Below are 21,973 nucleotides of genomic sequence, written 5' to 3' on the forward strand. Positions count from 1 at the left end.
ATGCCGACATCTGACCAGATCCATCTGGCGATCGCGCTGGACGGCGCGGGGTGGCATCCCGCCGCGTGGCGCGAGCAGAACGCCGAACCGGACCGCTTGCTCTCACCGCGCTACTGGGGCGAACTCGTCGCAGAGGCCGAACGTGGTCTCGCCGACTTCGTGACAATCGAGGATTCCTTCGGGCTACGGTCTGCCACGCTCGAGGGTCTGCAACCGCGCACCGACCTCGTCAGTGGGCGTCTCGATTCCGTTCTCATCGCAGCCCGGGTCGCGCCGGCGAGCACACACATCGGGATCATCCCGACAGCCGTGGTGACGCACACCGAACCGTTCCATCTGTCGAAAGCAATCGCGACGCTCGATTACGTCAGCAAAGGCCGGGGCGGGGTCAGGCTCCAGGTCTCGGCGCAGCCGCACGAGGCGGCACTACTCGGGCGACGTGAGTTTCCACAGCTCGACAGAGCCGACCTGTCGAGTCCCGCAGCACAAGCCGTCATCGCCGACCTCTTCGAGGAGGCCGGCGACTACGCCGAAGTGCTGCGCCGGCTCTGGGACAGTTGGGAAGACGACGCCGAGATCCGCGACAAGGCCACGGGACGATTCGTCGACCGCGACAAACTGCACTACATCGGTTTCGAGGGCCGCTTCTTCAGCGTGCGCGGACCGTCCATCACTCCCCGGCCACCCCAGGGCCAGCCCATCATCGCGGCGCTCGGCCACCAGCAGATCCCCTTCGAATTGATCGGCGCGTCCACCGACGTCGGGTTCATCACTCCCACCGATCCGGATGATGCGAGGTCCATCATCGGCACGATCCGTGCGGCGCAACAACGCGCAGGCCGAGAAGACGAGAAGGTCCACGTCTTCGCCGACCTCGTCGTCTTCCTCGCGGACACCGACTCCGAAGCAGCACGTCGCACGTCGCGACTCGACGACCGCGCGGGTGCCGAGTACAGCAGTGATGCCCAGATCTTCGTGGGCACCGCGGCCGGTCTCGCCGACCGGATCGAAGAACTGAAGGCCGCCGGCGTCACCGGTGTCCGGTTGCGGCCCGGCACCATTCCCGATGACCTGCGGGCCATCACAGCCGCGCTGGTACCAGAACTGCAGCGGCGCGGCATTTTCCGCACCGAATACACGAGTACGACGCTCCGTGGACACCTCGGCCTCACCCGACCCGCCAACCGCTACGCAGCAACTCAGGAGCTGATCAACCGATGACCAAACAAGTCCACCTGGCGGCGCATTTCCCCGGAGTCAACAACACCACGGTCTGGAGCGACCCCGACGCGGGCAGCCATGTCGAGTTCGACTCGTTCACCCACTTCGCCAAGACCGCCGAACGCGCCAAGTTCGACTTCATGTTCCTTGCGGAGGGACTGCGCCTGCGGGAGCAGAACGGAGTGATCTACGACCTCGATGTGGTCGGGCGCCCGGACACCTTCACCATCCTTGCTGCGCTTGCGGCTGTCACCGACAAGTTGGGGCTGACCGGAACCATCAACTCCACGTTCAACGAGCCGTACGAGGTCGCCCGTCAGTTCGCCGCCCTCGACCACCTCACCGACGGCCGCGCCGCCTGGAACGTCGTCACCTCGTGGGATGAGTTCACCGGCGAGAACTTCCGTCGGGGCGGCTACCTGCCAAAGGACGAGCGTTACGGCCGGGCCAGAGAATTCCTGGAGGTCGCCACCGAACTCTGGGATTCCTGGCAGACCGACGACATCATCGCCGACAAAGAAACCGGAACCTTCCTGCGCCGACCCGACGTCGGATCGTTCCGCCACACCGACGACCAGTTCGACATCTCAGGACAATTCAATGTGCCGCGCAGTCCCCAGGGCAGGCCGGTCATCTTCCAGGCAGGCGATTCCGAGGACGGCCGGGAGTTCGCAGCGGCGCGCGCCGACGCCATCTTCTCCCGGCACTCCACCCTCGACGACGGTCAGGCGTTCTACAAGGACGTCAAGGGCAGGCTCGCGACGTACGGCCGCAGGCACGACGACCTGCTGATCTTGCCGGCCGCCACCTTTGTCCTCGGCGACACCGACGCCGAAGCGGCCGACCGTGCGCACGAGATCCGGCTCCAACAGGTCAGTGGACAGACGGCCATCAAATTCCTCGAGCAGTTGTGGAACCGCGATCTGTCCGACCACGACCCCGACGGCCCGCTGCCTGCCATCGACCCGCTGCCCGGTGAGAACACCGTCGCGAAGGGCCGGGCCAGTGTGCGGATCCACCGGGATCCACGCGACGTCGCGGCCGAGTGGCGGGCCAAAGCCGAAGCCGAGAACCTGACGACCAGAGAATTGATCATCGAGGTCACGGGCCGGCAGGCGTTCATCGGTTCGCCCCAGACCGTCGCCGACACGATCAACGACTTCGTCCAGACCGACGCAAGCGACGGATTCATCCTCGTCCCGCACATCACCCCGGGCGGGCTCGACCAGTTCGCGGACACTGTAGTCCCACTCCTGCAGGACAAGGGCGTCTATCGCACCGACTACGAGGGCGAGACGCTACGCGATCACCTCGGACTCACCCGGCCGGCGGCCGCGAAGGTCTGACCCGGTTGACCTCGCGCACCGCCGCGGTGCGCGAGGTCAGTGTTCGCGGCTCTCGAGGCGGACCGGCCAGGCCTCGTCGGGGATCTCGCGCAGCGTGCACGGTTCATCACGGGTGGTGAACCATCCCCGATAGTGGATGAGCTCGCCGAGCACCGGATTGCGAACGGTCGCGTCCACCCGGAAGCGGTTCTGGTTCTCGTCCCAGCCTTCGATGTACTGCATACGGGCGGCCATGAAGCCCCGCATCCCGATCTTGGGGCCCGCGAGCAGTCGCATCGGGCCACTCTCGAAGACCAGCGAGCCGTGCCGGTCGACCGACGCCTCGATGGGCCACAGCAGTTCGGGACCGTCACCGAAGTAATCGACCAGGCCTTCTTTCCCGTCCACCAGCAACGAATTGAGCCCATGCGCGCCGCTGGTGTAGTTCAGCGACCGCATCACCGCCAGCGATTCACGCCCGAGCTCGTCCCGGTAGCAGTAGTTGTGCATCGTGAAGGGGACCAGGCGACTCGTCCTGATCGGCATCGCATTGCGCTTTCCGAAGTGACGCAGACCGGTGGCGACGACGGGCGAGCTGTATACCGATTCCATGATCCCGTGCGAGGCCTGCGAGAGTTGCGAGGTGGAGTCGATCCCATAACGCCATTGCAAGTTGGGATGCAGGTTCTCGAATTCCCGACCGAGCACGTTCTGGATGACCGGGCTCACGGCTGCCGCCGGATGGGGGTACCAGACATGAGGTCTGAATGTACTACGAGACGCCTGCATAAAATGATCGGTCGGAGCACGCATCGACTCCACGCACCACCTACAAGCACAACACCCCAAGGAGCATCAACGTGAGCGCTCAGGTCGAAGAGATGGAGTTTGCCGCGGAGACGCGGCAATTGCTCGACCTCATGATCCATTCGGTTTACTCGAACAAGGATTCCTTTCTGCGTGAGCTGGTGTCCAACTCGTCGGACGCCCTCGACAAGCTGCGCATGGAGACCTACCGCAACAAGGACCTCGCGGCGGATACGTCTGATCTGCACATCCAGATCACCCTCGATCCCGAGGCACGGACCTTCACCCTCTCGGACAACGGCATCGGCATGTCCCGCGCCGAGGTCGTCGATCTCATCGGCACCCTCGCGAAGTCGGGTACCGCGGAGGTCCGTAAGAAGCTGAAGGAGGCTAAGGACTCCGCGGCGTCGGAGGAGCTGATCGGCCAGTTCGGCATCGGCTTCTATTCGACGTTCATGGTCGCCGACAAGGTCACCCTGCTGACCCGCAAGGCCGGCGAGGAGCAGGCCACCCGCTGGGAGTCCGCGGGCGAGGGCACGTACACGATCGAAGATGTCGCCGACGCCCCGCAGGGCACCACGGTCACGCTGCACCTCAAGCCGGCGGACGCCGAAGACGATCTGCACGACTACGCGTCGGTGTCGCAGATCCGGCAACTGGTGAAGAAGTACTCCGACTTCATCTCGTGGCCGATCCGCATGGACGTGCCGGTACCGCCCGCTCCCCCGGCGCCCGAGAAGGACGGGGACTCCGAGACGGACGGGGACTCCGAGTCCGACGCAGAATCGGAGAAGGTCGCAGAATCGGCTCCCACGCACACCACCGAGACCCTCAACTCGCAGAAGGCTTTGTGGACGCGGCCGCGGTCTGAGGTGACCGACGAGGAGTACGCCGAGTTCTACCGCCACGTCAGCCATGCGTGGGATGACCCGCTCGAGATCATCCCGATGAAGGCCGAGGGCACCTTCGAGTACCAGGCACTGCTGTTCATCCCGTCGACAGCGCCGTTCGACCTGTTCATGCGCGAGCACAAGGCGGGCGTGCAGTTGTACGTCAAGCGGGTGTTCATCATGGACGACTGCGAAGAGCTCATGCCCGAGTACCTGCGGTTCGTCAAGGGTTTGGTCGATGCACAGGACCTGTCGCTCAACGTCTCCCGCGAGATCCTGCAGCAGGACCGCCAGATCAAGGCGATCCGGCGTCGGCTCACCAAGAAGGTGCTGTCGGTCATCAAGGATCTCCGAGCCAACGACCGCGAGAAATACGACACCCTGTGGTCGCAGTACGGCCGGGTCCTCAAGGAAGGTCTGCTGCAGGACGTCGACAACCGCGATGCCCTCCTGGCCATCACCTCGCTCAGCTCCACCCACTCGGTGGACACGGCGACGTCGCTGGCCGAGTACGTCGAGCGGATGAAGGACACCCAGAGCCAGATCTTTTACGCCACCGGCGAGTCGCGGGAGCAGATCGAGCGTTCCCCGCATCTCGAGGCGTTCAAGGCCAAGGGCCTCGAGGTGCTGCTGCTCACCGACCCCATCGATGAGATGTGGATCCAGTCGATCCCCGACTTCGAGGGCAAGCCGTTGCAGTCGGTCGCCAAGGGCGAAGTCGACCTCAGCGACGAGGCCGACAAGGAAGACGACGAGAAGAAAGACAACGAGCAGTTCGCCGAGCTCCTGACATGGCTGACCGGCGTGCTCGTCGACGACGTCAGCCAGGTGCGTCTGTCGTCGCGGCTGACCGACTCTGCGGCCTGCATCGTCGGTGAGGCTCAGAGCCTTTCACCGGCACTCGAGAAGATGTACCGCGATTCCGGGATCCCGATGCCGGAGAGCAAGCGCATCCTCGAGCTCAATCCCGACCACGCATTGACGTCGGGGCTGCGGCAAGCATTCGCCGACCGCGGTGATGATGCCGCGCTGCGGGAGACGGCGGAGTTGCTCTACGGGGCTGCGCTGCTGGCCGAGGGCGGCAGCCCGAAACAGCCTGCTGCGTTCAGCAAGACTCTGGCAGATCTGTTGACCCGCACGGTGACTGCGCCCGAGCCGAGCGCCTGACCCGAGCGCCGTCGACCGTGCCGACACTTCGGTGTCCGCACGGTCGACGGTTGGTCAGCGGGTGAGGTACTGCGCCACTGCCGACAGCAGCGCCTCCACATCGGCCGAACTCGACCCCAGACCGAGGCTGGCCCGCACCGCTCCGTCGCCGTGGCCGAGTCGGTCGAGCAGCGGATGAGCGCAGAACCGGCCATCCCGTACGCCGATACCGTGTTCGGTGGACAGATACCGTGCCACATCGGCCGCGCGGTGACCTTCTACGACGAAACTCACCACACCGACGGCATCGGAGATGTCGTGGAAGATCTTCAGCACCTCCACTCCATCGATATCGGTTAGACCCCAGCGCAGTTGCTCGGTCAGGACGGCTTCATGCTGCGCGGCAGCATCTCCGAGAGATTCGATCTCTTGGCAGGCCGCCGCCAATGCGGCTGCACCGAGGACGTTGGGCGATCCACCTTCGTGGCGGGCGGGCGCGGGAGCCCACTCCGTTCGATCGACCGCGACGTTGCGGACCGCACCCCCTCCGGCCAAGTACGCCGGCGCGGCATCGAGCCAATCCCGGCGGCCGATCAGCACGCCCGCGCCGAAGGGCGCGTACACCTTGTGGCCGGAGAAGGCCAGGTAGTCGATCCCGTCGGCGGCCAGGGACACCCGCCGATGGGGAACGAGCTGAGCACCGTCGACGACGATGCGCGCGCCCCGCGAATGTGCCAGATCAGAAAGGCGGCGGATCGGCAGGATCTCCCCGGTGACGTTGGATGCACCGGTTACCGCCAACAGTGCTGCGCCCGTGCGCTGTAGCTCGATGTCCACCCGCGCGATAGTCTCGCCGATGCTGTCGGCGGCCTGGACAACGTGGGACCGCTTCCACGGCAACAGGTTGGAATGATGTTCGATGTCCAGGACCACCACCGGACCAGGCACGCAGCCGGCCAGCAGATTCAGGGAGTCGGTGGTGTTGCGGGTGAAAACCAGGCATTGGTCGTCGGCGGCTCCGACGAACTCCGTCACGACCGCCCGAGCGTCCTCATACGCCTGTGTGGTGACCTGCGAGGCGTACCCGGCACCCCGATGGACGCTCGAATACGTCGGCAACAGCTCCTGGATCCGCGTGACGGCGCTTCGGAGAGCCGGCGCGCTGGCTGCGTAGTCGAAGTTCACGTAGCGAGTGGTCGAACCGTCGGCCAATGGCGCTTGCAGATCCGAACCCTCAACCTCTGCAACGGCTTTCGTCGAACAAGCGAATTCTGTCGTGATACTCAATGTCTTCCTCCGGTGTCTCATCGGACACCACCACGCACAGGGGTCGCAGAACGGAACTGCGACTGCCGGACGTGGGGGGTCCGCGCTTGCCGACTCAGGTTCGAGCCGGCCAGGTCATCACCCGGAGCACCCCGCCGCGGTGGAGGGTTGCCGACCAGCAAGCCGGGGCTGTGCGCTGATACTCGTGACCGAGACGAATGCTAGCAAACCGAGTACCTGCCGGGGAAGTTTTGCGCCGCGTGATTCAAACAGGAATCCGGCTCGCCGAACCCGCGTTGTATTGCGGCGACAGTGATTTGCAAATCCGGCCGTGTCGCCAGGCCTTGAGGAAGGGCTCGATCAACAATGCCGAACTACGCCAGCCCCGCCGATACCGCGACCCACGGCGAGTACACGATCAACCAAGCTCCCGGAGACACCCGACCGATCTACCGATTCACCGGCCGGATCAGCGGCGACGGTTCCACGCCGTACCCGGCGGTCGCTGATCGGTACCACGTCTACTCGGGCTGGTTCTGCCCGTGGGCGCAGCGCGTCACGCTGGTCATCGAGTTGGCCGGGCTGTCCGATACCGTCAGCGTCAGCTACGTCGACGGCAAGCGTGATGCCCGAGGCTGGGCATTCCGGGAGACCTACGGGCCCGATCCGGTCAACGGTTTCACGTTGCTCCGCGAGGCCTACAACCTCACCGAGCCTGACTTCGACGGCCACGTCTCGGTCCCCACGCTGTGGGATCGGGAGACCGGGAAAGTCGTCAGCAACGACTTCGCCACCCTCGACGCCGACCTCTCGTCGCAATACGACGTCGCCGCGAACGGTGGGGTCGAGCTGTATCCGGCCGCTCTGCGTTCGAAAATCGACGAGCTGGAGACCTGGCTGCGCGCCGACGTCAACAGCACCGCACACGTGGCGACGGGTGATGGCCCGGCCGCGGCCGAAGCGGCCGAGACCCTTCAGAAGGCCTTCACCCAGCTCGAAAATCGCCTGCAGGGCAGCCGGTTCCTCCTCGGTGATGACGTGACCCTGGCCGATGTCCGGCTGTTCGTGACGTTGGTGCGCTATGACGCGGCAGCCGCGAAGACCGGGGCGCCGCGATTGTCCGAGTTCGCTGAATTGTGGCACTACGCCCGCGATCTCTACGCCATCGACGCGTTCACCAAGACCACCGATTTCGATTCGTTCGGCGGTGACGGATCGGTGGTGGCCGACTGGCAACTATCCGTCGACCATTCTTAGGAGACAGCCCGTGGGACCCATCCCCCTGTCCGTCCTCGATCTACTACCACGATCGAGCGGCGTCGACAACGGCACCGCCTTACGCAACACCGTCGATCTCGCGCAGCGGGCCGAGCAGTTCGGTTATGCGCGATATTGGTTCGCCGAGCATCACCTGAACCCGGGTGTCCTCGGCTCCTCACCCACTGTCGAGATCGCGCTGGTCGCCGGCTCCACATCCACCATCCGGTTGGGTTCGGCCGGAGTGCAATTCGGTCATCGGACACCCCTTGCGGCGGTCGAGGAATTTGGTCTCATCAACGCCCTGCATCCCGGGCGGCTCGACCTCGGGATCGGGCGGTCGATCTCGCGGCCGGAGCCGAAGGTCGATTCCGGAAGGGAGACCGACACCGAGGGCGCCAGGAAAGGTTATCTCGCTGCCCGCGGCGGCACGGCACATGACGAGGACGCCTACACCCCGAACGGATTGTTACTTCCCAAACAGTTCGACATCTCGTCGGCGTTCTCGAGTAACGCCGTCGCACATCTGCTCAATCTCCTGCAGCAGCCCGGCGCCTATGCGCCGAGCTACGACGATCAGATCTCGACGGTCCTGGCCCTGCTGGATGGAACCTATGTGAGCCCCCAAGGGCTCCCTGCCCACGCTGCACCCGGCGAAGGCGCGGACGTTCAGGTGTGGATCCTGGGCGCGTCAGGTGGATCGAGTGCAGCGGTCGCAGGGTCGAAAGGCCTGCGGTTCGTCGCCGGCTACCACCACAGCCCGAGCACCGTCATCGACGCCGTCGAGGCCTACCGGGCGGCTTTCCAGCCGTCCGACGACGTCCCGGAACCCTACGTCGCGGTGTCGGTGGACGCTGTTGTTGCCGAAACAGATGAGGAGGCAACGGAACTGGCATCCGGATACGCTCCCTGGGTGCGTAGCATCCGCCGGGGCGACGGCGCCATCCCGTTCCCCACGCCGGCCGAAGCCGCCGCGCTGAGCTGGACCGACGAGGATCGCGATCTGGTCCGCGACCGTGTCCTGACCCAGTTCGCCGGTTCGCCTAAGACTGTCGCTGACAAGCTCGAGCAGCTCCGCGATGCGACCGGCGCTTCCGAGATCTCCATCACGTCCATCACCCACGACCACGACGCGCGCGTGCGTTCCTACGAACTGATCGCCAAGGAATGGGCCGACCGATGACCGCACAAGCACTGCCTGACAACGCAGTACTGGAGAATGCCATCTGGGCGAGCATGACCGGGGCGCACGCCCACCTGACCGAAGGTACCGACCGCGCACGCCCTCACCGTCGTCCGGACCCCGTCGACCGTGCCCTTCCAGACGCCGACCGTGCCTTTGTCGTCGTCGACCGTGCCGAAATCACCTTTGGCGTAGGCTTTTCGGCCCATTCGATGGCAACAAGGGCACGGTCGGCGATGTTGTCGGCACGGTCGACAGCGTTAGTGGATGCCGAATTCCTTGATCTTCCGGTAGATCGTGGCGCGGGAGAGTCCCAGCGCAGCAGCAGCATCGGCTTTGTTCCCGTTGTTGTCGATCAGGCTTCGTACAATCGCGTCACGTTCGAGCGATTCGATCTGCGACAGGGTGCGACGAATCGTCGTGCGGCATTCCGCCGGGAGGTGGTCGACGTCGATGGTGCCGCCGCGCCGAACAGTAAGGGTCTCGGTGAGGATCCGGCGCAACTGAGTCACGTTCCCGGGCCACGGGTGTTTGCTCAGAGCGCGGACGGCGGCCGGGGTCAATCGCGCCGTCGAACCCGGATTGATCTGCTCGATGAGGTACGGGATCAACTCGGCGATGTCCTCACTGCGATGTCGCAGCGCCTGCAATGTCACCGTGTGTGAGAAGAACGGCAGCAGGGTCGCGTCGATCTCGGGCCGCTCGGTGTTGCCGTTCATGGTGGCCGCCACCCAGCCGGTACCTTCCACCGATTGCAACAGGAGCGCCACCGGATCCACCAACTGATTGGGCAGTCGGTCTATGTCGGTGAGCAGGACGTTGAAGGCGGCGCTCGACTCCAGCTCCTGCGAGAGCAGGTCGAGAAACCGTTCATGGTCGGCGAAGTCACGGAGACCGAGTTTCACCAGATGCGTTGCCGGAGCAGCCTTGCGGGCTGCGGCGGTCACGAGAGCCCCACGCCCGGTACCGGGCTCGCCTTCCACCAGCACCCAGTGCCGGTCGGCGTAGCAGCGTCGAACCTGACTGTAACTGCGACGCAATGACGCACTGTTGCCCGCCAGCCCCGCCGGGAGCGGCTCGCTCTCGACCCGGGCCGGCGACGGCACCGAGACGGCATCGGGGAAGTCCTCCACAGTGACATGGAAAACGATATTCACTGCGCCCGAACGTATTTCGTTTCGATCGGCGACACTCACCCGGGCGCTACGGCCGCTCGGAAGCTGCACGACGATGGTCCGCGCGTGCGACACCGACTGCATGTCGAGAGCGTGCTCGAGTAGTGCCGTCTGGTCGCGCGCGTCGAGGTTACGGCGCAGGTGCGCGTTCATCAACACCATCTCGCCGGCGACCGCGAGCACCCCGCGGCTGTAGCGACGGGCCGTGGCGAGGTAGGTCGTCAAGAGCGCGGTCTCACGCTCGTTGGCCTGGCTGAGGAGTTGACTTTCGATCTGCCTGCTCGCCGACTTCGCCAGCGACAGCAGCAGCGGATTGGCGTGTTCGGCCCGGCAGGTCATGTCCAGGACGCCGAGAAGCGTTCCCGACCCGGGGTGGCGGATCGGTACACCCGCGCACGCCAGCGTCCCCAACTCACCGACGTAGTGCTCACTGCCGAGTATGTACGTCGGTTGCCGCGTCTCGATGGCAGTTCCGATGCCGTTCGTCCCGACGAACTGCTCCGCGTAGCTGTAACCGCGGGCGAGTTTGACGTCGTCGAGTGTCCGGTTGATCCCCGCATCGGAGGAGAAGCGCTCGAGAATGAGGCCCTCGGCGGAGGTCAGGATGACGCTGACCGGCTGGGTGGACATGTCCTCGGCAATGGAGCGCAGGACGGGCTGCGCGGCATTCATCAGCGGGGTGTCGAGGTCCGGCTCGCGGACAAACGGCAGTTCAACGCGGTCGACGTGGATGTGAAGCGCCTCGGAACGCCGCCAGGAGTCGAGAACAGCGGCCCGCACCGGAAGCCCACCGGACCCCGGCGCGGTCAGGAACTCCTCACGCGCCTGCTTCCTTCTCGACATGTCAGTCATGTTTCCGACGCTCGCCTCCATGGCCGAAGGACACCGTTCGGCTCTCCGCCCATCGTACGAGCGTCTCTAAATGAGACGAGTCTCACAATGAGACGGCCTTGCCATCTTAACCAGTGTGTCATCGGTCACAGAGAGCTTTGCAGCTCTCGTCACCGACAGCCCGCGTGCTCGAACGAGGAGGATTGCGTTGAGCAGACAAAGTCTGAGCAAGGCACACAAGAAGATCACTGAACTGTCCTGGGAACCGACCTTTGCGACGCCGGCGACCAGATTCGGCACCGACTACACCTTCGACAAAGCCCCGAAGAAGGATCCGCTGAAGCAGATCCTGCGGTCTTACTTCCCGATGGAGGAGGAGAAGGACAACCGTGTCTTCGGCGCCATGGACGGCGCCATCCGCGGCAACATGTTCCGTCAGGTCGAGCAGCGATGGATGGAATGGCAAAAGCTGTTCCTCTCGATCATTCCGTTCCCCGAGATCTCCGCGGCCCGGGCTATGCCCATGGCCATCGACGCGGTTCCCAACCCCGAGATCCACAACGGGCTTGCCGTTCAGATGATCGACGAGGTCAGGCACTCGACGATCCAGATGAACCTCAAGCGTCTGTACATGAACCACTACATCGATCCCGCCGGGTTCGACATGAGCGAGAAGGCGTTCGCCAACAACTACGCCGGCACCATCGGCCGTCAGTTCGGCGAAGGCTTCATCACCGGTGACGCGATCACCGCCGCCAACATCTACCTCACGGTGGTGGCCGAGACCGCGTTCACCAACACCCTGTTCGTCGCGATGCCTTCAGAAGCAGCCGCCAACGGCGACTACCTGCTGCCGACGGTGTTCCACTCGGTCCAGTCCGATGAGTCGCGGCACATCTCGAACGGCTACTCCATCCTGCTGATGGCCCTGGCCGACGAGGACAACCGCGTGCTGCTCGAGCGCGATCTGCGGTACGCATGGTGGAACAACCACTGCGTGGTCGACGCCGCGATCGGCACCTTCATCGAGTACGGCACCAAGGATCGCCGCAAGGACCGCGATTCTTATGCCGAGATGTGGCGTCGGTGGATCTACGACGACTACTACCGCTCCTACCTCATCCCGTTGGAGAAGTACGGTCTGAAGATCCCGCACGACCTGGTCGAGGAGTCCTGGAACCGCATCGTCAACAAGGGCTATGTGCACGAGGTCGCCCAGTTCTTCGCGACCGGTTGGCCGGTCAACTACTGGCGCATCGACGCCATGACCGACGAGGACTTCGAGTGGTTCGAGTACAAGTACCCGGGCTGGTACAGCAAGTACGGCAAGTGGTGGGAGAACTACAACCGGATGGCGTACCCGGGCAAGAACAAGCCCATCGCCTTCGAGGACGAGGCCAACTACCAGTACCCGCATCGCTGCTGGACCTGCATGGTTCCCGCCCTCATCCGTGAGGACATGGTCACCGAGAAGGTCGACGGACAGTGGCGGACCTACTGCTCGGAAACCTGCGCCTGGACCGACATCAAGGCGTTCCGTCCCGAGTACGAGGGCCGTCCGACCCCGAACATGGGCCGGCTCACCGGTGACCGCGAGTGGGAAACGCTCCATCACGGTCGCGACCTCGCCGACATCATCAGGGACCTCGGCTATGTCCGCGACGACGGGAAGACCCTCATCCCGCAACCGCATCTGCATCTCGACGACCCCAAGAAGTTGTGGACGCTCGACGACGTCCGTGGCATCCAGTTCGGCAGCCCCAACGTGACGCTGAACGAGATGTCCGACGCCGAACGCGAAGCTCACATCGCCGAGTACAAGGCGGGCGGCCCCGGTGGCCGGCCGGCGAAACAGACCGTAGGCGTCTGACCCCTCACCGGAGGGTCTGCCCCTCCGGTCCGGGCGCCTACCCCAAGGCTCGGGGGCAGTGTGGTCGCACGCGCCATGCTGCCCCCGGGTTCCACCCCGTCACATTCCCCCGAATTCGCACAGTGCAAGGAACACAGGCCCATGGGTGAAACCCACAACGTCCGCTTTGAACCCGTCGACCTCGAGATCGAGGTGGACGAGGACGAAACGATTCTCGATGCCGCATTCCGCCAGGGTGTTTCGTTGATGCACGGATGCCGTGAGGGCCAGTGCTCGGCGTGTAAATCGTTCCTGCTCGAAGGTGACGTGCAGATGGATCGCTACTCCACCTTCGCCTTGGCCGACTATGAGAGCGACGAAGGCTACGTCCTGCTCTGCAAGACCCACGCCTACTCCGACTGCGAGATCGAACTCATCAACTTCGACGAGGACGAACTCCGCAATGCTGTTCCCCTGCAGCACCTCCGGACCAAGATCACGGGCATCGACGAGCTCACCCACGACATCGTCTCCGTGAAGCTGGAACTGCTCGAACCGGCGACCTTCGATTTCAAACCCGGGCAGTACGCCGACCTGATGATCCCGGGCACCGAGGACCACCGCTCGTTCTCGATGGCGACCACGCCGACCATGGCGGGGCGACTCGAGTTCATCATCAAGAAGTACCCGGGCGGGCACTTCTCGGGACTGCTGGAGACAACCTTCGAGGTCGGACACGAACTCGACCTCAATGGTCCGTATGGGTCGTTCACCATCAAGGAGTCGTCCGAGCGACCCATCATCTGTATCGGTGGTGGTGCCGGGATGTCCCCCATCCTGTCGCTGCTGCGGCATCTGTCCGAGCTCGAGGCGACAGGCAACGCCAAGGTGCGGCCGGTGCACTTCTACTACGGTGCCCGCACCGCCAAGGATCTGTTCTACCTGCACGAGATCAAGGAGATCGGCAACCAGCTGCCGGACTTCGGTTTTGTGCCGTGCCTCTCGGAAGAGACGACGGCTGATTGGGAAAGCATGGGCGTGGCAGGCGATTTCGGTTTCGTCACCGAGGTGGTCGAGCGGCGTGAGGCCGGGCTGGATGCGGCCGAGTTCTACCTGTGCGGTCCGCCGCCCATGGTCGATGCGGCGATGGCGCTGCTCGACGGTGCCGGCGTGCCGATCGATCAGGTCCACTTCGACAAGTTCACCACCACAGTCCCGCAAGACAGCTGAATCTGTTAACAGAAAGTGAGTTCAAAGATGAGCGCCCCCGCAGCCCCCAAGCCCGACACCGGAGCCGCCACCGGCCAACCGGTGCGCAGCTTCCCGAAACCGAAGTTCACCGATGCCGAGGCCGGAGCACTCGACTTTCCCAGCTCGAAGAGCCGGAGCTACAACTACTTCAAGCCTGCCAAGATGCGGGCCACCACCTACGAGGACGTGACCTTCGACGTCCAGCCCGACCCCGAGCGGCACCTGTCGCAGGGGTGGATCTACGGGTTCGCCGATGGTCCCGGTGGATACCCCAAGGACTGGACGGCGCTCAAATCGTCTGACTGGCATCAGTTCCGCGATCCCAACGAAGAGTGGGAACAGACGATCTTCCGCAACAACGCCAACGTGGTGCGGCAAGTACAGCAGAACTTGGCCAACGCCAAGCTCTCCGACGCGTACGCATCCTGGACCCCGAGCTGGTCGACCTTCGTCCAGCGCAACCTCGGAGCCTGGATGCACGCCGAGAACGGTCTGGGTCTGCACGTCTTCACCGCCGCGCAACGGTCGGCGCCGACCAACATGCTCAACAACGCCATCTGCGTCAACAGCGCCCACAAGATGCGTTTCGCCCAGGACCTGGCGCTCTACAACCTGGATCTGACCGACACCATCGAGGGCTTCGACGGGGCCGTGCACCGCGACGTCTGGCACAACGACCCCGTATGGCAGGGCGTGCGCGAGAATGTCGAACTGCTGACCGCAGAGGGTGATTGGGCCGAGGCGGTGTTCGCGACGAACATCATCTTCGAACAGCTCGTCGGTGTGCTCTTCCGGTCGCTCCTCGTGATGCAGATCGCCGCACGCAACGGCGACTACGTCACCCCGTCGTTGGTCGGATCCGGTGAACACGACTACAACCGCGACCTCGGATACACCCGGACGCTGCTGCGACTGTTGGTCAATGACGAAGAACACGGTGAGGCGAACCGTGAACTGCTCGGCCGGTGGTCCGACAAGTGGATCCCGCTCAGTCTGGCAGCCGCCAGGGAGCTGCAACCGATCTGGTCGCAGCCACAGGAACGACACGTCCCCTTCCAGGACTCGTTCAACACGGCCAAGGCCGGCCTGCGGACCGTCCTCGAAGACCTGAAAATCCCCGTATCGAAGGAGCTGGACGCATGAGCAGCGAGATGACATTTGGTGCCGACATCGGTTCGTCCAACATGTGCGGTGTCACCTTGATGAACAACCAGAACGGCTACGTGGTCGCCGAGATCATGAGCAAGAAGGAAGGTGTCGAGATCGCCGAGTTCCCGTCGATGATCCGGGTCGATGGTCAAAACGTGCTCACGTTCGATTTCGACGAGATCACCGACGCCCTCGGCGCCGACTTCGACCAGTCGAACTTCGAGGAGATCATGTCCACCCACTACGGGCGCATGGTCCACTTCGATGACCGGACCATGCTGTTCGCCAATCCCGAAGACGCGGCCGAATTCATCGATTTCGATCTCAAAGTCGTCGAATGACCCGAGCGGGCATGGGTTCTGGTCGTCAGAACCCATGCCTGCTCGCGTGCACCCCTCCCCCACAACCCCTTGCCGGGATGCATTCGATGTTCCGGCTCCCCCCACCAGTATTGGAGTAATCGATGTACAACAAGGACGGCGAAAGCTACTACATCGTCGACAGCCATATCCACTTCTGGAACGGCGGTCCGCGCAATCAGAAGAACCGCTACGGCAAGGGGTTCACGGGGTGTTTCTACGACTACCACGCCAATCTCTCCCCCGAGTCGGAGAAGTGGACCCTGGAGAAGTTCGGTAGCTACACCGAAGAGGATCTCATGCACGACCTGTTCGAGGTCGGTTACGTCGACAAGGGCATCTTCCAGCCCACCTACCTCAACGACTTCTACATCGAAGGCTTCAACACCACCGAGCGCAACGGCGCGCTTGCCGAGAAGCACCCGGACAAGCTGATGACCAACGGCGCCTGGGACCCACGCAACGGAGAGGCGGGCCTCGAGGATCTGGAGAAGCTGGCATCACGCTGGAACCTCAAGGGCGTCAAGCTGTACACCGCCGAGTGGAAGGGTGATTCGAAGGGCTTCAAGCTGACCGACGACTGGTCGTACCGCTACCTGGAGAAGACCCAGGAACTGGGCATCAAGAACGTCCACATTCACAAAGGTCCGACCATCTACCCCCTCAACCGGGACGCGTTCGACGTCGCCGATGTCGATGACGTGGCCACGGCGTTCCCGGACCTCAACTTCATCGTCGAGCACGTCGGGTTGCCCCGCCTCGAGGACTTCTGCTGGATCGCCACGCAGGAGCCGAATGTGTACGGCGGCCTCGCGGTGGCGATGCCGTTCATCCATACCCGGCCGCGGTACTTCGCCCAGATCATCGGCGAGCTGCTGTACTGGGTTGGAGAAGATCGCCTGACGTTCGCCAGCGATTACGCCATCTGGAAGCCGGCCTGGCTCATCGAGAAGTTCGTCGACTTCCAGATGCCCGAGGACATGCAGTCCGAGTACGGCACCCTCAACACCCAGATCAAGAAGAAGATCCTCGGGCTCAACGCCGCCAAGCTGTACGACTTCGACGTTCCCGCCGAAGCCCAGATCCAGTCCGACGAGGCCGCACCCGCGGAGAAGCCGGTCGGCAGCAGCCCGGCGAAGCCGTCCTCATCGTCACCGGAGGCGATCACGGTATGACCGCAGTGACCTGGCCCGGCGAGGTGGTCGCCCGGGATCATGCTCTCGCGGAGCAGGTCTGGGGAGCACTCGGCACCGTACAAGATCCCGAGCTCGACGAGCCGATCACGGACCTGAAGTTCGTCACCACGGTCGAGATCGACCGTGGTGAGCAGGGGGCGGAGGTGTCGATTCGACTGCGGCTACCGACCTACTTCTGCGCCCCGAACTTCGCGTATCTCATGGTCGCCGACGCCTACGATGCGGTCGCCGCGCTGTCCGAGGTCTCACGGACCTCAGTATGGCTCGACGATCACTTCGCCTCCGACGAGATCAACAACGGTGTCGCGGCGCGGGCCGGGTTCACCGGGTCGTTCCCCACAGAGGCACGGTTGAGCGAAGCGAAGGGAGAAGTTCTCGGTGAACTGGAGGAGCTGCGGCAGACGTTTCAGCGCAAGGCGTATCTGGCCTCACTGGATCGGTTGACCAAACGCCTCTCAGCGGACGGTGTCGAGTTCGACGCCTACACGTCGCTGCGGATCGGCGACCTGCCCGCAGGCCTCGAAACCGATTCGCTGATGCGGCGTCGCAACGATGTCGGGCTGCCGCTGACCGAGATGTCGCTGGTCATGGTCGAACACGACGGCGAGCCGATGGGCGCCGAACGGCTCCCGAAGAGATTGCGATTCGCGAAATCCGTCCGGGTCAGCATCGAGGGTAACGGCATCTTCTGCCGTGGCCTGCTGGAAACCCGGTACGGAGACGACGAGTCACCCGGAACCCAGAGCGGCATCGGAGCCTTCGATGGCGCCGATCTGGGAATGCCAACCTTGAGGAGAGAGTCATGAGAGCGGTGCAACTGTCCGCATACGACACCAAACCCGAACTCGTGGAGGTCCCCGACCCCCACGCCGACGGTGCGCTGGACGTCGTGGTCAAGATCGGCGGTGCCGGTGTCTGCCGTACCGATCTGCACATCATCGAAGGTCAGTGGGAGCAGAAGTCCGGGGTGACGCTGCCGTACACGATCGGCCACGAGAACGCCGGCTGGGTCGAAGAGATCGGGAGCGCGGTGACGTCGGTGAAGGTCGGCGACCCGGTGATCCTGCATCCACTGGCCACCTGTGGCCTGTGCCGGTACTGCCGAGCCGGTGACGATGTGCACTGCGTCGCATCGGCTTTTCCAGGCATCGACAGCAACGGCGGCTACGCCGAGTACCTCAAGACCAACGCCCGCGCAGTGGTCAAACTCGACACGTCACTCAAGCCGGCCGATGTCGCAGCGCTCGCCGACGCCGGTCTGACCGCCTATCACGCGGTGGCCAAGGCGGCCAGGTTCCTGCGTCCAGGCGACACCGCCGTGGTCATCGGCGCCGGAGGTCTCGGACACATCGGCGTACAGGTGCTCGCCGCACTGTCGGCGGCCCGCATGATCGTCGTCGATCGGTCGGAACCGGCCTTGAAGTTGGCCTCGGAGTTGGGGGCTCACCACACGGTGGTGGCCGACGGCACCCAGGTCCAGCAGGTCCTCGACCTCACCGACGGCAACGGCGCGGAGGCGGTCATCGATTTCGTCGGGGAAGGCGGCGCCATCGAAGACGGCGTCGGAATGCTCCGTCGCGCAGGCAACTACTACGTCATCGGTTACGGCGGCACCCTGTCCATACCGACCATCGACGTGATCTCCACCGAGATCAACTTCATCGGAAACCTCGTCGGTTCCTACAACGATCTCGTCGAACTCATGGTGCTGGCCGCCCAAGGCAAGGTGTCTCTGCACACCAGCACCTATCCGCTGGCCGAGTTCGCCACGGCCCTGAGTGATCTCGATGCGGGCAACGTCCGCGGAAGGGCGATCTTGGTTCCGTAGGAACCCGTCTCATCTCAGCTCTACCAATTCATCTACACAAGAAGGTGCGTGCACAATGGCAAAGGATTTGAAGTTCGGTTCTGACGCCCGGGCTCGATTGGAAGAGGGCGTCAATGCCCTCGCCGATGCGGTGAAAGTGACCCTCGGGCCCAAGGGACGGAATGCGGTACTCGAGAAACTCACGGGGGCACCGACCATCACGAATGATGGTGTCACCATCGCCAAGGAGATCCAGCTCCGCGACCCGTACGCCAACATGGGCGCCCAGCTGGTCAAGGAAGTCGCGACGAAGACCAACGGAGTGGCCGGCGACGGCACCACCACTGCAACGGTATTGGCCCAGGCCATGGTCCGCGAAGGTCTCCGCGCCGTCGACAACGGCGCGAACCCGATGCAGCTCAAGCGCGGCATCGAGAAGGCCGTGGATGCAGTGGTGGCGCTGCTGCAACAACGTTCACGCGAGGTCACCGGCGAGGAGCAGCTCCGCCACGTCGCCATGCTCTCGGCCAACAACGACACCGACATCGGCGACATCATCGCCGCCGCCATGACCCACGTGGGCGTGACCGGCGTCGTCAGTGTCGAAGAGTGGCCACAGTTCGGACTGGGATTGTCATACGTCGACGGGGTCGAGTTCGACCACGGCTACATCTCGCCGTATTTCGTCACCGACAAAGATCGCATGGAGTCGCAACTCGAAGACGCCTACGTGCTGCTCACCAATCAGAAGATCACGACGGTCCAGACTCTGATGCCGGTCCTCGAGCAGGTGCAGCGAAGCAAGCGCCCGCTGTTGATCCTGTGCGAGAACATGGACGGCCCAGCTTTGAGCATGCTCGTGACGAACAACATGCACGACACCTTCCGTTCGGTGGTTGTCCGTGCTCCGGGCTTCGGCCACCGCCGCGTTGCCGAATTGGAAGACTTCGCAGCCATTCTCGGAGGTCGGGTGGTCAGCTCCGACTCCGGACTGTCGCTCGCAGATGTTCGCGTCGAGCACCTGGGTACGGCGAAGAAGATCACCGTGACCGAGAATTCGACCACCATGGTCGACGGTGGCGGCAACGCCGCGGAGGTCAAGGCCCGCATCCACCAGCTCGAGCAGGAACATGCCCGCACCGAGAACGACCACGACAAGGACAATCTGCAGCTACGGATCGCCCGTCTGTCCGGGCGGGTGGCAATGATCCACGTCGGCGCGGCCACCGGTGTCGAGCTCAAGGAGAAGCAGCACCGCGTCGAGGATTCGCTGTCGGCGACCCGCGCCGCCATGGAAGAAGGCATCGTCGCCGGTGGTGGCACCGCGCTCATCCAGGCTCAGCCGACGCTGGATCTGCTGGAGCTGACCGGTGATGCTGCGGAAGGACGCGAGATCGTCCGGCGTGCGGTCGAAGAGCCGCTACGGTGGATCGCCATCAACGCCGGCTACGACGGCGACGAAGCGGTACGACGGGTGTCCACGTTGCCGGAGGGTCACGGATTCAATGCCGTGACCGATGCCTACGGGGACATGTTCGCCGACGGGATCATCGACCCGCTCAAGGTGACCCGGTCCGCACTGCAGAGTGCAGCGTCCATCGCAGCTCTGCTGCTGACCACCGAAACCCTGGTCGTCGAAGAGGTTCTCGTGAATCCAGGGGCCATCATGGCGCCCGGTTTCGGTGACCTCGCCGAGGGCATGGTCCGGCCGTCGAACATCTACTGACGCGGCCATGACCACCGATTTCCTCGCTCCGGCGACCTCCGTTCGAGCGCAGCCACGACTTCGGTTGCGCTCGAACGAGGTTGCCGACGGCGCCCGGCTCCGCACGGCGCAGCGCAGCGCAATCCTTGGCGGGGGCGGATTGGACGTGTCGCCCTCGCTGGAATGGTCGGGTGCACCGCTGGGTACGTTGTCCTACGCCGTGACAGCGCACGACCTGAACGGCCGGTGCTACTGGGCAGTCGCCGACATCAGCGGCGGCGTGACATCGCTGGTGGTCGACGCCGGAAACGGATCGGGGGAACGATTGCCCAGCGTAGCAAGGCAGCTACGGAATGATCTGGGCTACGCCCGCTACGTCGGGCCCGCACCTGCAGCCCTCGGACTGCCGGGCAGGTTCATCTTCGCCGTTCATGCGGTGGATGTCGGAAGACTGCCCCTGAGAACGCATGCGGGTCCCTGCGAACTCACCGCAGCGCTCGATGGTCACGAGGTCGGGCGGGCAACATTGACTGCGGCCTACGGGTGGTCGCCGCCCAGCTAGTCCCCCGCCCCCCGATGATGGGTCGTTCTGGCGGCGCCGACCTGGGACTTTGTTCGCCGCAAGGCCCCATCATCGGGGGCGGAGACGGGGACAGGGAACAGCGCGCGCGGATTCTGGAGGAGCGCGGGAGGTTCGACGTCGTTTTTGTGGATCCGACCTTCCCAACGCACCCGCCGTCGATGGGGCGTCAACGTGTTGGCGCGCCTGACGAATTCGTACCCTCCGGTGATCGATCCCAGTTCGAGGTGGTCCTCCCCCGGCACCGGAACGGCCACCAGATCTCCGACATCCAGATCGGAGACGAAAGAGGCGAGCACACGCAGGTCCTTACCGGGCCTGCGCCCGGAACCGGCCTCCTTGAGCAGGACGCGCAGGTCGCCTCCCGAGGAGGCGTCGACGTCGAGACCCGACTCCGTTCCGAAGCCGACGTACCCTCGTCGGAAGAACTCGGCGAAGTGCTCGGGCGACGACGGCCGGATCACCCAAACCGAAACATCCCCGGTCCGCAAGGTGCTCGGCACGCTCGGCGGTTCCGGCCAGAAGTAGGGGACGTCGCCGTCATCGTCGCCGAAGACCGGCCGATAGAAGTCGGGATCTTTTCGGACGAGCGCCGACCGATGGCTGCTGTGTAGACGCTCGTCACCCCACCAGGGTGGCATGAGGCCGTCGGCGACGAGTTCGTCCTGCGAGCGACCGCTCACCTCTGGTGCGAATTCTGCGATCTTCTCGGCCGTGGTGTCTGCGCGACCTGCGCGCTTCCACTCCGCGACGAAGATCAATCCGTAGCAGACAAGCGCAGGCGTGTGTCCCCGCCACATCTGAACTGCGGGATGGTTGCCCCAGCCGTAGTCGAACAACTCGAGCGCGCGGAGAACCTGGAGGGTCTCGACGCGCTGCTTGCCCAGCCGCGGCACGTCGAGGACGGCCGCCGAGCGGGCGAAATCGGCATACGGCAGGAACGTCTGCATGGCAGTCGCTTACCCGATCCGCAGGG

General features: G+C 64.2%; 18 protein-coding genes and 1 riboswitch. Of the genes, 14 read left to right on the forward strand and 4 right to left on the reverse strand.

Going from position 1 to position 21,973, the window contains the following annotated elements; all coding sequences use genetic code 11:
* The gene (locus tag DFR67_RS19440) at positions 1-1,221 is read left to right on the forward strand and encodes an LLM class flavin-dependent oxidoreductase (protein WP_110471196.1); all 1,221 of its coding nucleotides are present in this window, start codon (positions 1-3) and stop codon (positions 1,219-1,221) included.
* Positions 1,218-2,567 (forward strand): NtaA/DmoA family FMN-dependent monooxygenase, encoded by a 1,350-nt coding sequence (locus tag DFR67_RS19445; protein WP_110471136.1) that lies wholly within the window; start codon positions 1,218-1,220, stop codon positions 2,565-2,567. Before DFR67_RS19440 ends, DFR67_RS19445 begins: the two co-directional genes overlap by 4 nt.
* A gap of 36 nt (positions 2,568-2,603) precedes the next feature.
* Here the strand turns inward: DFR67_RS19445 and DFR67_RS19450 are convergent, their stop codons facing one another.
* Complete coding sequence (locus tag DFR67_RS19450) at positions 2,604-3,275, reverse strand: DUF4166 domain-containing protein (RefSeq protein WP_110471137.1); 672 nt, start codon at positions 3,273-3,275, stop codon at positions 2,604-2,606.
* Positions 3,276-3,406: 131 nt separating this feature from the next.
* Between DFR67_RS19450 and htpG the strand changes: the two genes are divergently transcribed.
* Positions 3,407-5,410, forward strand: a complete 2,004-nt coding sequence (gene htpG, locus DFR67_RS19455; protein ID WP_110471138.1) for a molecular chaperone HtpG — start codon at positions 3,407-3,409, stop codon at positions 5,408-5,410.
* 54 nt (positions 5,411-5,464) lie between these two features.
* Here the strand turns inward: htpG and DFR67_RS19460 are convergent, their stop codons facing one another.
* Positions 5,465-6,697, reverse strand: coding sequence for an aminotransferase class V-fold PLP-dependent enzyme (locus DFR67_RS19460; protein WP_110471139.1), 1,233 nt, complete (start codon positions 6,695-6,697; stop codon positions 5,465-5,467).
* A gap of 56 nt (positions 6,698-6,753) precedes the next feature.
* Positions 6,754-6,866, reverse strand: a riboswitch (SAM riboswitch).
* A 155-nt stretch (positions 6,867-7,021) separates the two neighbouring features.
* Between DFR67_RS19460 and DFR67_RS19465 the strand changes: the two genes are divergently transcribed.
* Both DFR67_RS19465 and DFR67_RS19470 read left to right on the forward strand, forming a co-directional pair.
* Positions 7,022-7,912, forward strand: coding sequence for a glutathione S-transferase C-terminal domain-containing protein (locus DFR67_RS19465; protein ID WP_110471140.1), 891 nt, complete (start codon positions 7,022-7,024; stop codon positions 7,910-7,912).
* Positions 7,913-7,922: 10 nt separating this feature from the next.
* A complete protein-coding gene (locus DFR67_RS19470) occupies positions 7,923-9,095 on the forward strand; it encodes an LLM class flavin-dependent oxidoreductase (protein WP_110471141.1) in 1,173 nt (390 codons plus the stop codon).
* Positions 9,096-9,355: 260 nt separating this feature from the next.
* On the opposite strand, the gene DFR67_RS19475 is transcribed toward DFR67_RS19470, so the two are convergent.
* Entirely contained in the window at positions 9,356-11,113 is a 1,758-nt protein-coding gene (locus DFR67_RS19475) for a sigma-54-dependent Fis family transcriptional regulator (protein WP_110471197.1), read from the reverse strand.
* A 196-nt stretch (positions 11,114-11,309) separates the two neighbouring features.
* Between DFR67_RS19475 and DFR67_RS19480 the strand changes: the two genes are divergently transcribed.
* From DFR67_RS19480 to DFR67_RS19520, 9 genes are all read left to right on the forward strand, one after another.
* Positions 11,310-12,971: a ferritin family protein gene (locus DFR67_RS19480; RefSeq protein ID WP_110471142.1), complete on the forward strand. Its 1,662-nt coding sequence runs from the start codon at positions 11,310-11,312 to the stop codon at positions 12,969-12,971.
* Between the two features lie 141 nt (positions 12,972-13,112).
* The gene (locus tag DFR67_RS19485; RefSeq protein WP_110471143.1) at positions 13,113-14,180 is read left to right on the forward strand and encodes a 2Fe-2S iron-sulfur cluster-binding protein; all 1,068 of its coding nucleotides are present in this window, start codon (positions 13,113-13,115) and stop codon (positions 14,178-14,180) included.
* A 27-nt stretch (positions 14,181-14,207) separates the two neighbouring features.
* Complete coding sequence (locus DFR67_RS19490; protein ID WP_110471144.1) at positions 14,208-15,344, forward strand: aromatic/alkene monooxygenase hydroxylase subunit beta; 1,137 nt, start codon at positions 14,208-14,210, stop codon at positions 15,342-15,344.
* Entirely contained in the window at positions 15,341-15,691 is a 351-nt protein-coding gene (gene mimD / locus DFR67_RS19495) for a propane 2-monooxygenase effector subunit MimD (protein WP_110471145.1), read from the forward strand. Before DFR67_RS19490 ends, mimD begins: the two co-directional genes overlap by 4 nt.
* 122 nt (positions 15,692-15,813) lie before the next feature.
* Entirely contained in the window at positions 15,814-16,884 is a 1,071-nt protein-coding gene (locus tag DFR67_RS19500; protein ID WP_110471146.1) for an amidohydrolase family protein, read from the forward strand.
* Positions 16,881-17,711: an iron-sulfur cluster assembly protein gene (locus DFR67_RS19505; RefSeq protein WP_110471147.1), complete on the forward strand. Its 831-nt coding sequence runs from the start codon at positions 16,881-16,883 to the stop codon at positions 17,709-17,711. Before DFR67_RS19500 ends, DFR67_RS19505 begins: the two co-directional genes overlap by 4 nt.
* Entirely contained in the window at positions 17,708-18,733 is a 1,026-nt protein-coding gene (locus DFR67_RS19510; protein WP_110471148.1) for an NAD(P)-dependent alcohol dehydrogenase, read from the forward strand. The genes DFR67_RS19505 and DFR67_RS19510 overlap by 4 nt, the downstream gene beginning before the upstream one ends.
* Positions 18,734-18,788: 55 nt before the next feature.
* Entirely contained in the window at positions 18,789-20,438 is a 1,650-nt protein-coding gene (groL, locus tag DFR67_RS19515) for a chaperonin GroEL (RefSeq protein ID WP_110471149.1), read from the forward strand.
* A 7-nt stretch (positions 20,439-20,445) separates the two neighbouring features.
* Positions 20,446-20,979, forward strand: a complete 534-nt coding sequence (locus tag DFR67_RS19520; RefSeq protein WP_110471150.1) for a YbhB/YbcL family Raf kinase inhibitor-like protein — start codon at positions 20,446-20,448, stop codon at positions 20,977-20,979.
* On the opposite strand, the gene DFR67_RS19525 is transcribed toward DFR67_RS19520, so the two are convergent.
* Positions 20,976-21,947 carry an MSMEG_6728 family protein gene (locus tag DFR67_RS19525; protein ID WP_170135247.1) on the reverse strand — a complete coding sequence of 324 codons (972 nt, stop codon included), beginning with the start codon at positions 21,945-21,947 and terminating at the stop codon, positions 20,976-20,978. The two genes, DFR67_RS19520 and DFR67_RS19525, sit on opposite strands and share 4 nt — an antisense overlap.
* Positions 21,948-21,973: the final 26 nt, after the last annotated feature.

It is taken from the genome of Williamsia limnetica, assembly GCF_003217475.1.
GTDB classification, from domain to species: domain Bacteria; phylum Actinomycetota; class Actinomycetes; order Mycobacteriales; family Mycobacteriaceae; genus Williamsia; species Williamsia limnetica.

Bases quoted from the DNA above. Each gene is read 5' to 3' on its own strand.
- DFR67_RS19440 (WP_110471196.1), top strand. From the start codon at position 1: ATGCCGACATCTGACCAGATCCATCTGGCGATCGCGCTGGACGGCGCG.
- DFR67_RS19445 (WP_110471136.1), top strand. From the start codon at position 1,218: ATGACCAAACAAGTCCACCTGGCGGCGCATTTCCCCGGAGTCAACAAC.
- DFR67_RS19460 (WP_110471139.1), bottom strand. From the start codon at position 6,697: ATGAGACACCGGAGGAAGACATTGAGTATCACGACAGAATTCGCTTGT.
- DFR67_RS19465 (WP_110471140.1), top strand. From the start codon at position 7,022: ATGCCGAACTACGCCAGCCCCGCCGATACCGCGACCCACGGCGAGTAC.
- DFR67_RS19475 (WP_110471197.1), bottom strand. From the start codon at position 11,113: ATGTCGAGAAGGAAGCAGGCGCGTGAGGAGTTCCTGACCGCGCCGGGG.
- DFR67_RS19485 (WP_110471143.1), top strand. From the start codon at position 13,113: ATGGGTGAAACCCACAACGTCCGCTTTGAACCCGTCGACCTCGAGATC.
- DFR67_RS19490 (WP_110471144.1), top strand. From the start codon at position 14,208: ATGAGCGCCCCCGCAGCCCCCAAGCCCGACACCGGAGCCGCCACCGGC.
- mimD (WP_110471145.1), top strand. From the start codon at position 15,341: ATGAGCAGCGAGATGACATTTGGTGCCGACATCGGTTCGTCCAACATG.
- DFR67_RS19500 (WP_110471146.1), top strand. From the start codon at position 15,814: ATGTACAACAAGGACGGCGAAAGCTACTACATCGTCGACAGCCATATC.
- DFR67_RS19505 (WP_110471147.1), top strand. From the start codon at position 16,881: ATGACCGCAGTGACCTGGCCCGGCGAGGTGGTCGCCCGGGATCATGCT.
- DFR67_RS19510 (WP_110471148.1), top strand. From the start codon at position 17,708: ATGAGAGCGGTGCAACTGTCCGCATACGACACCAAACCCGAACTCGTG.
- groL (WP_110471149.1), top strand. From the start codon at position 18,789: ATGGCAAAGGATTTGAAGTTCGGTTCTGACGCCCGGGCTCGATTGGAA.
- DFR67_RS19520 (WP_110471150.1), top strand. From the start codon at position 20,446: ATGACCACCGATTTCCTCGCTCCGGCGACCTCCGTTCGAGCGCAGCCA.
- DFR67_RS19525 (WP_170135247.1), bottom strand. From the start codon at position 21,947: ATGCAGACGTTCCTGCCGTATGCCGATTTCGCCCGCTCGGCGGCCGTC.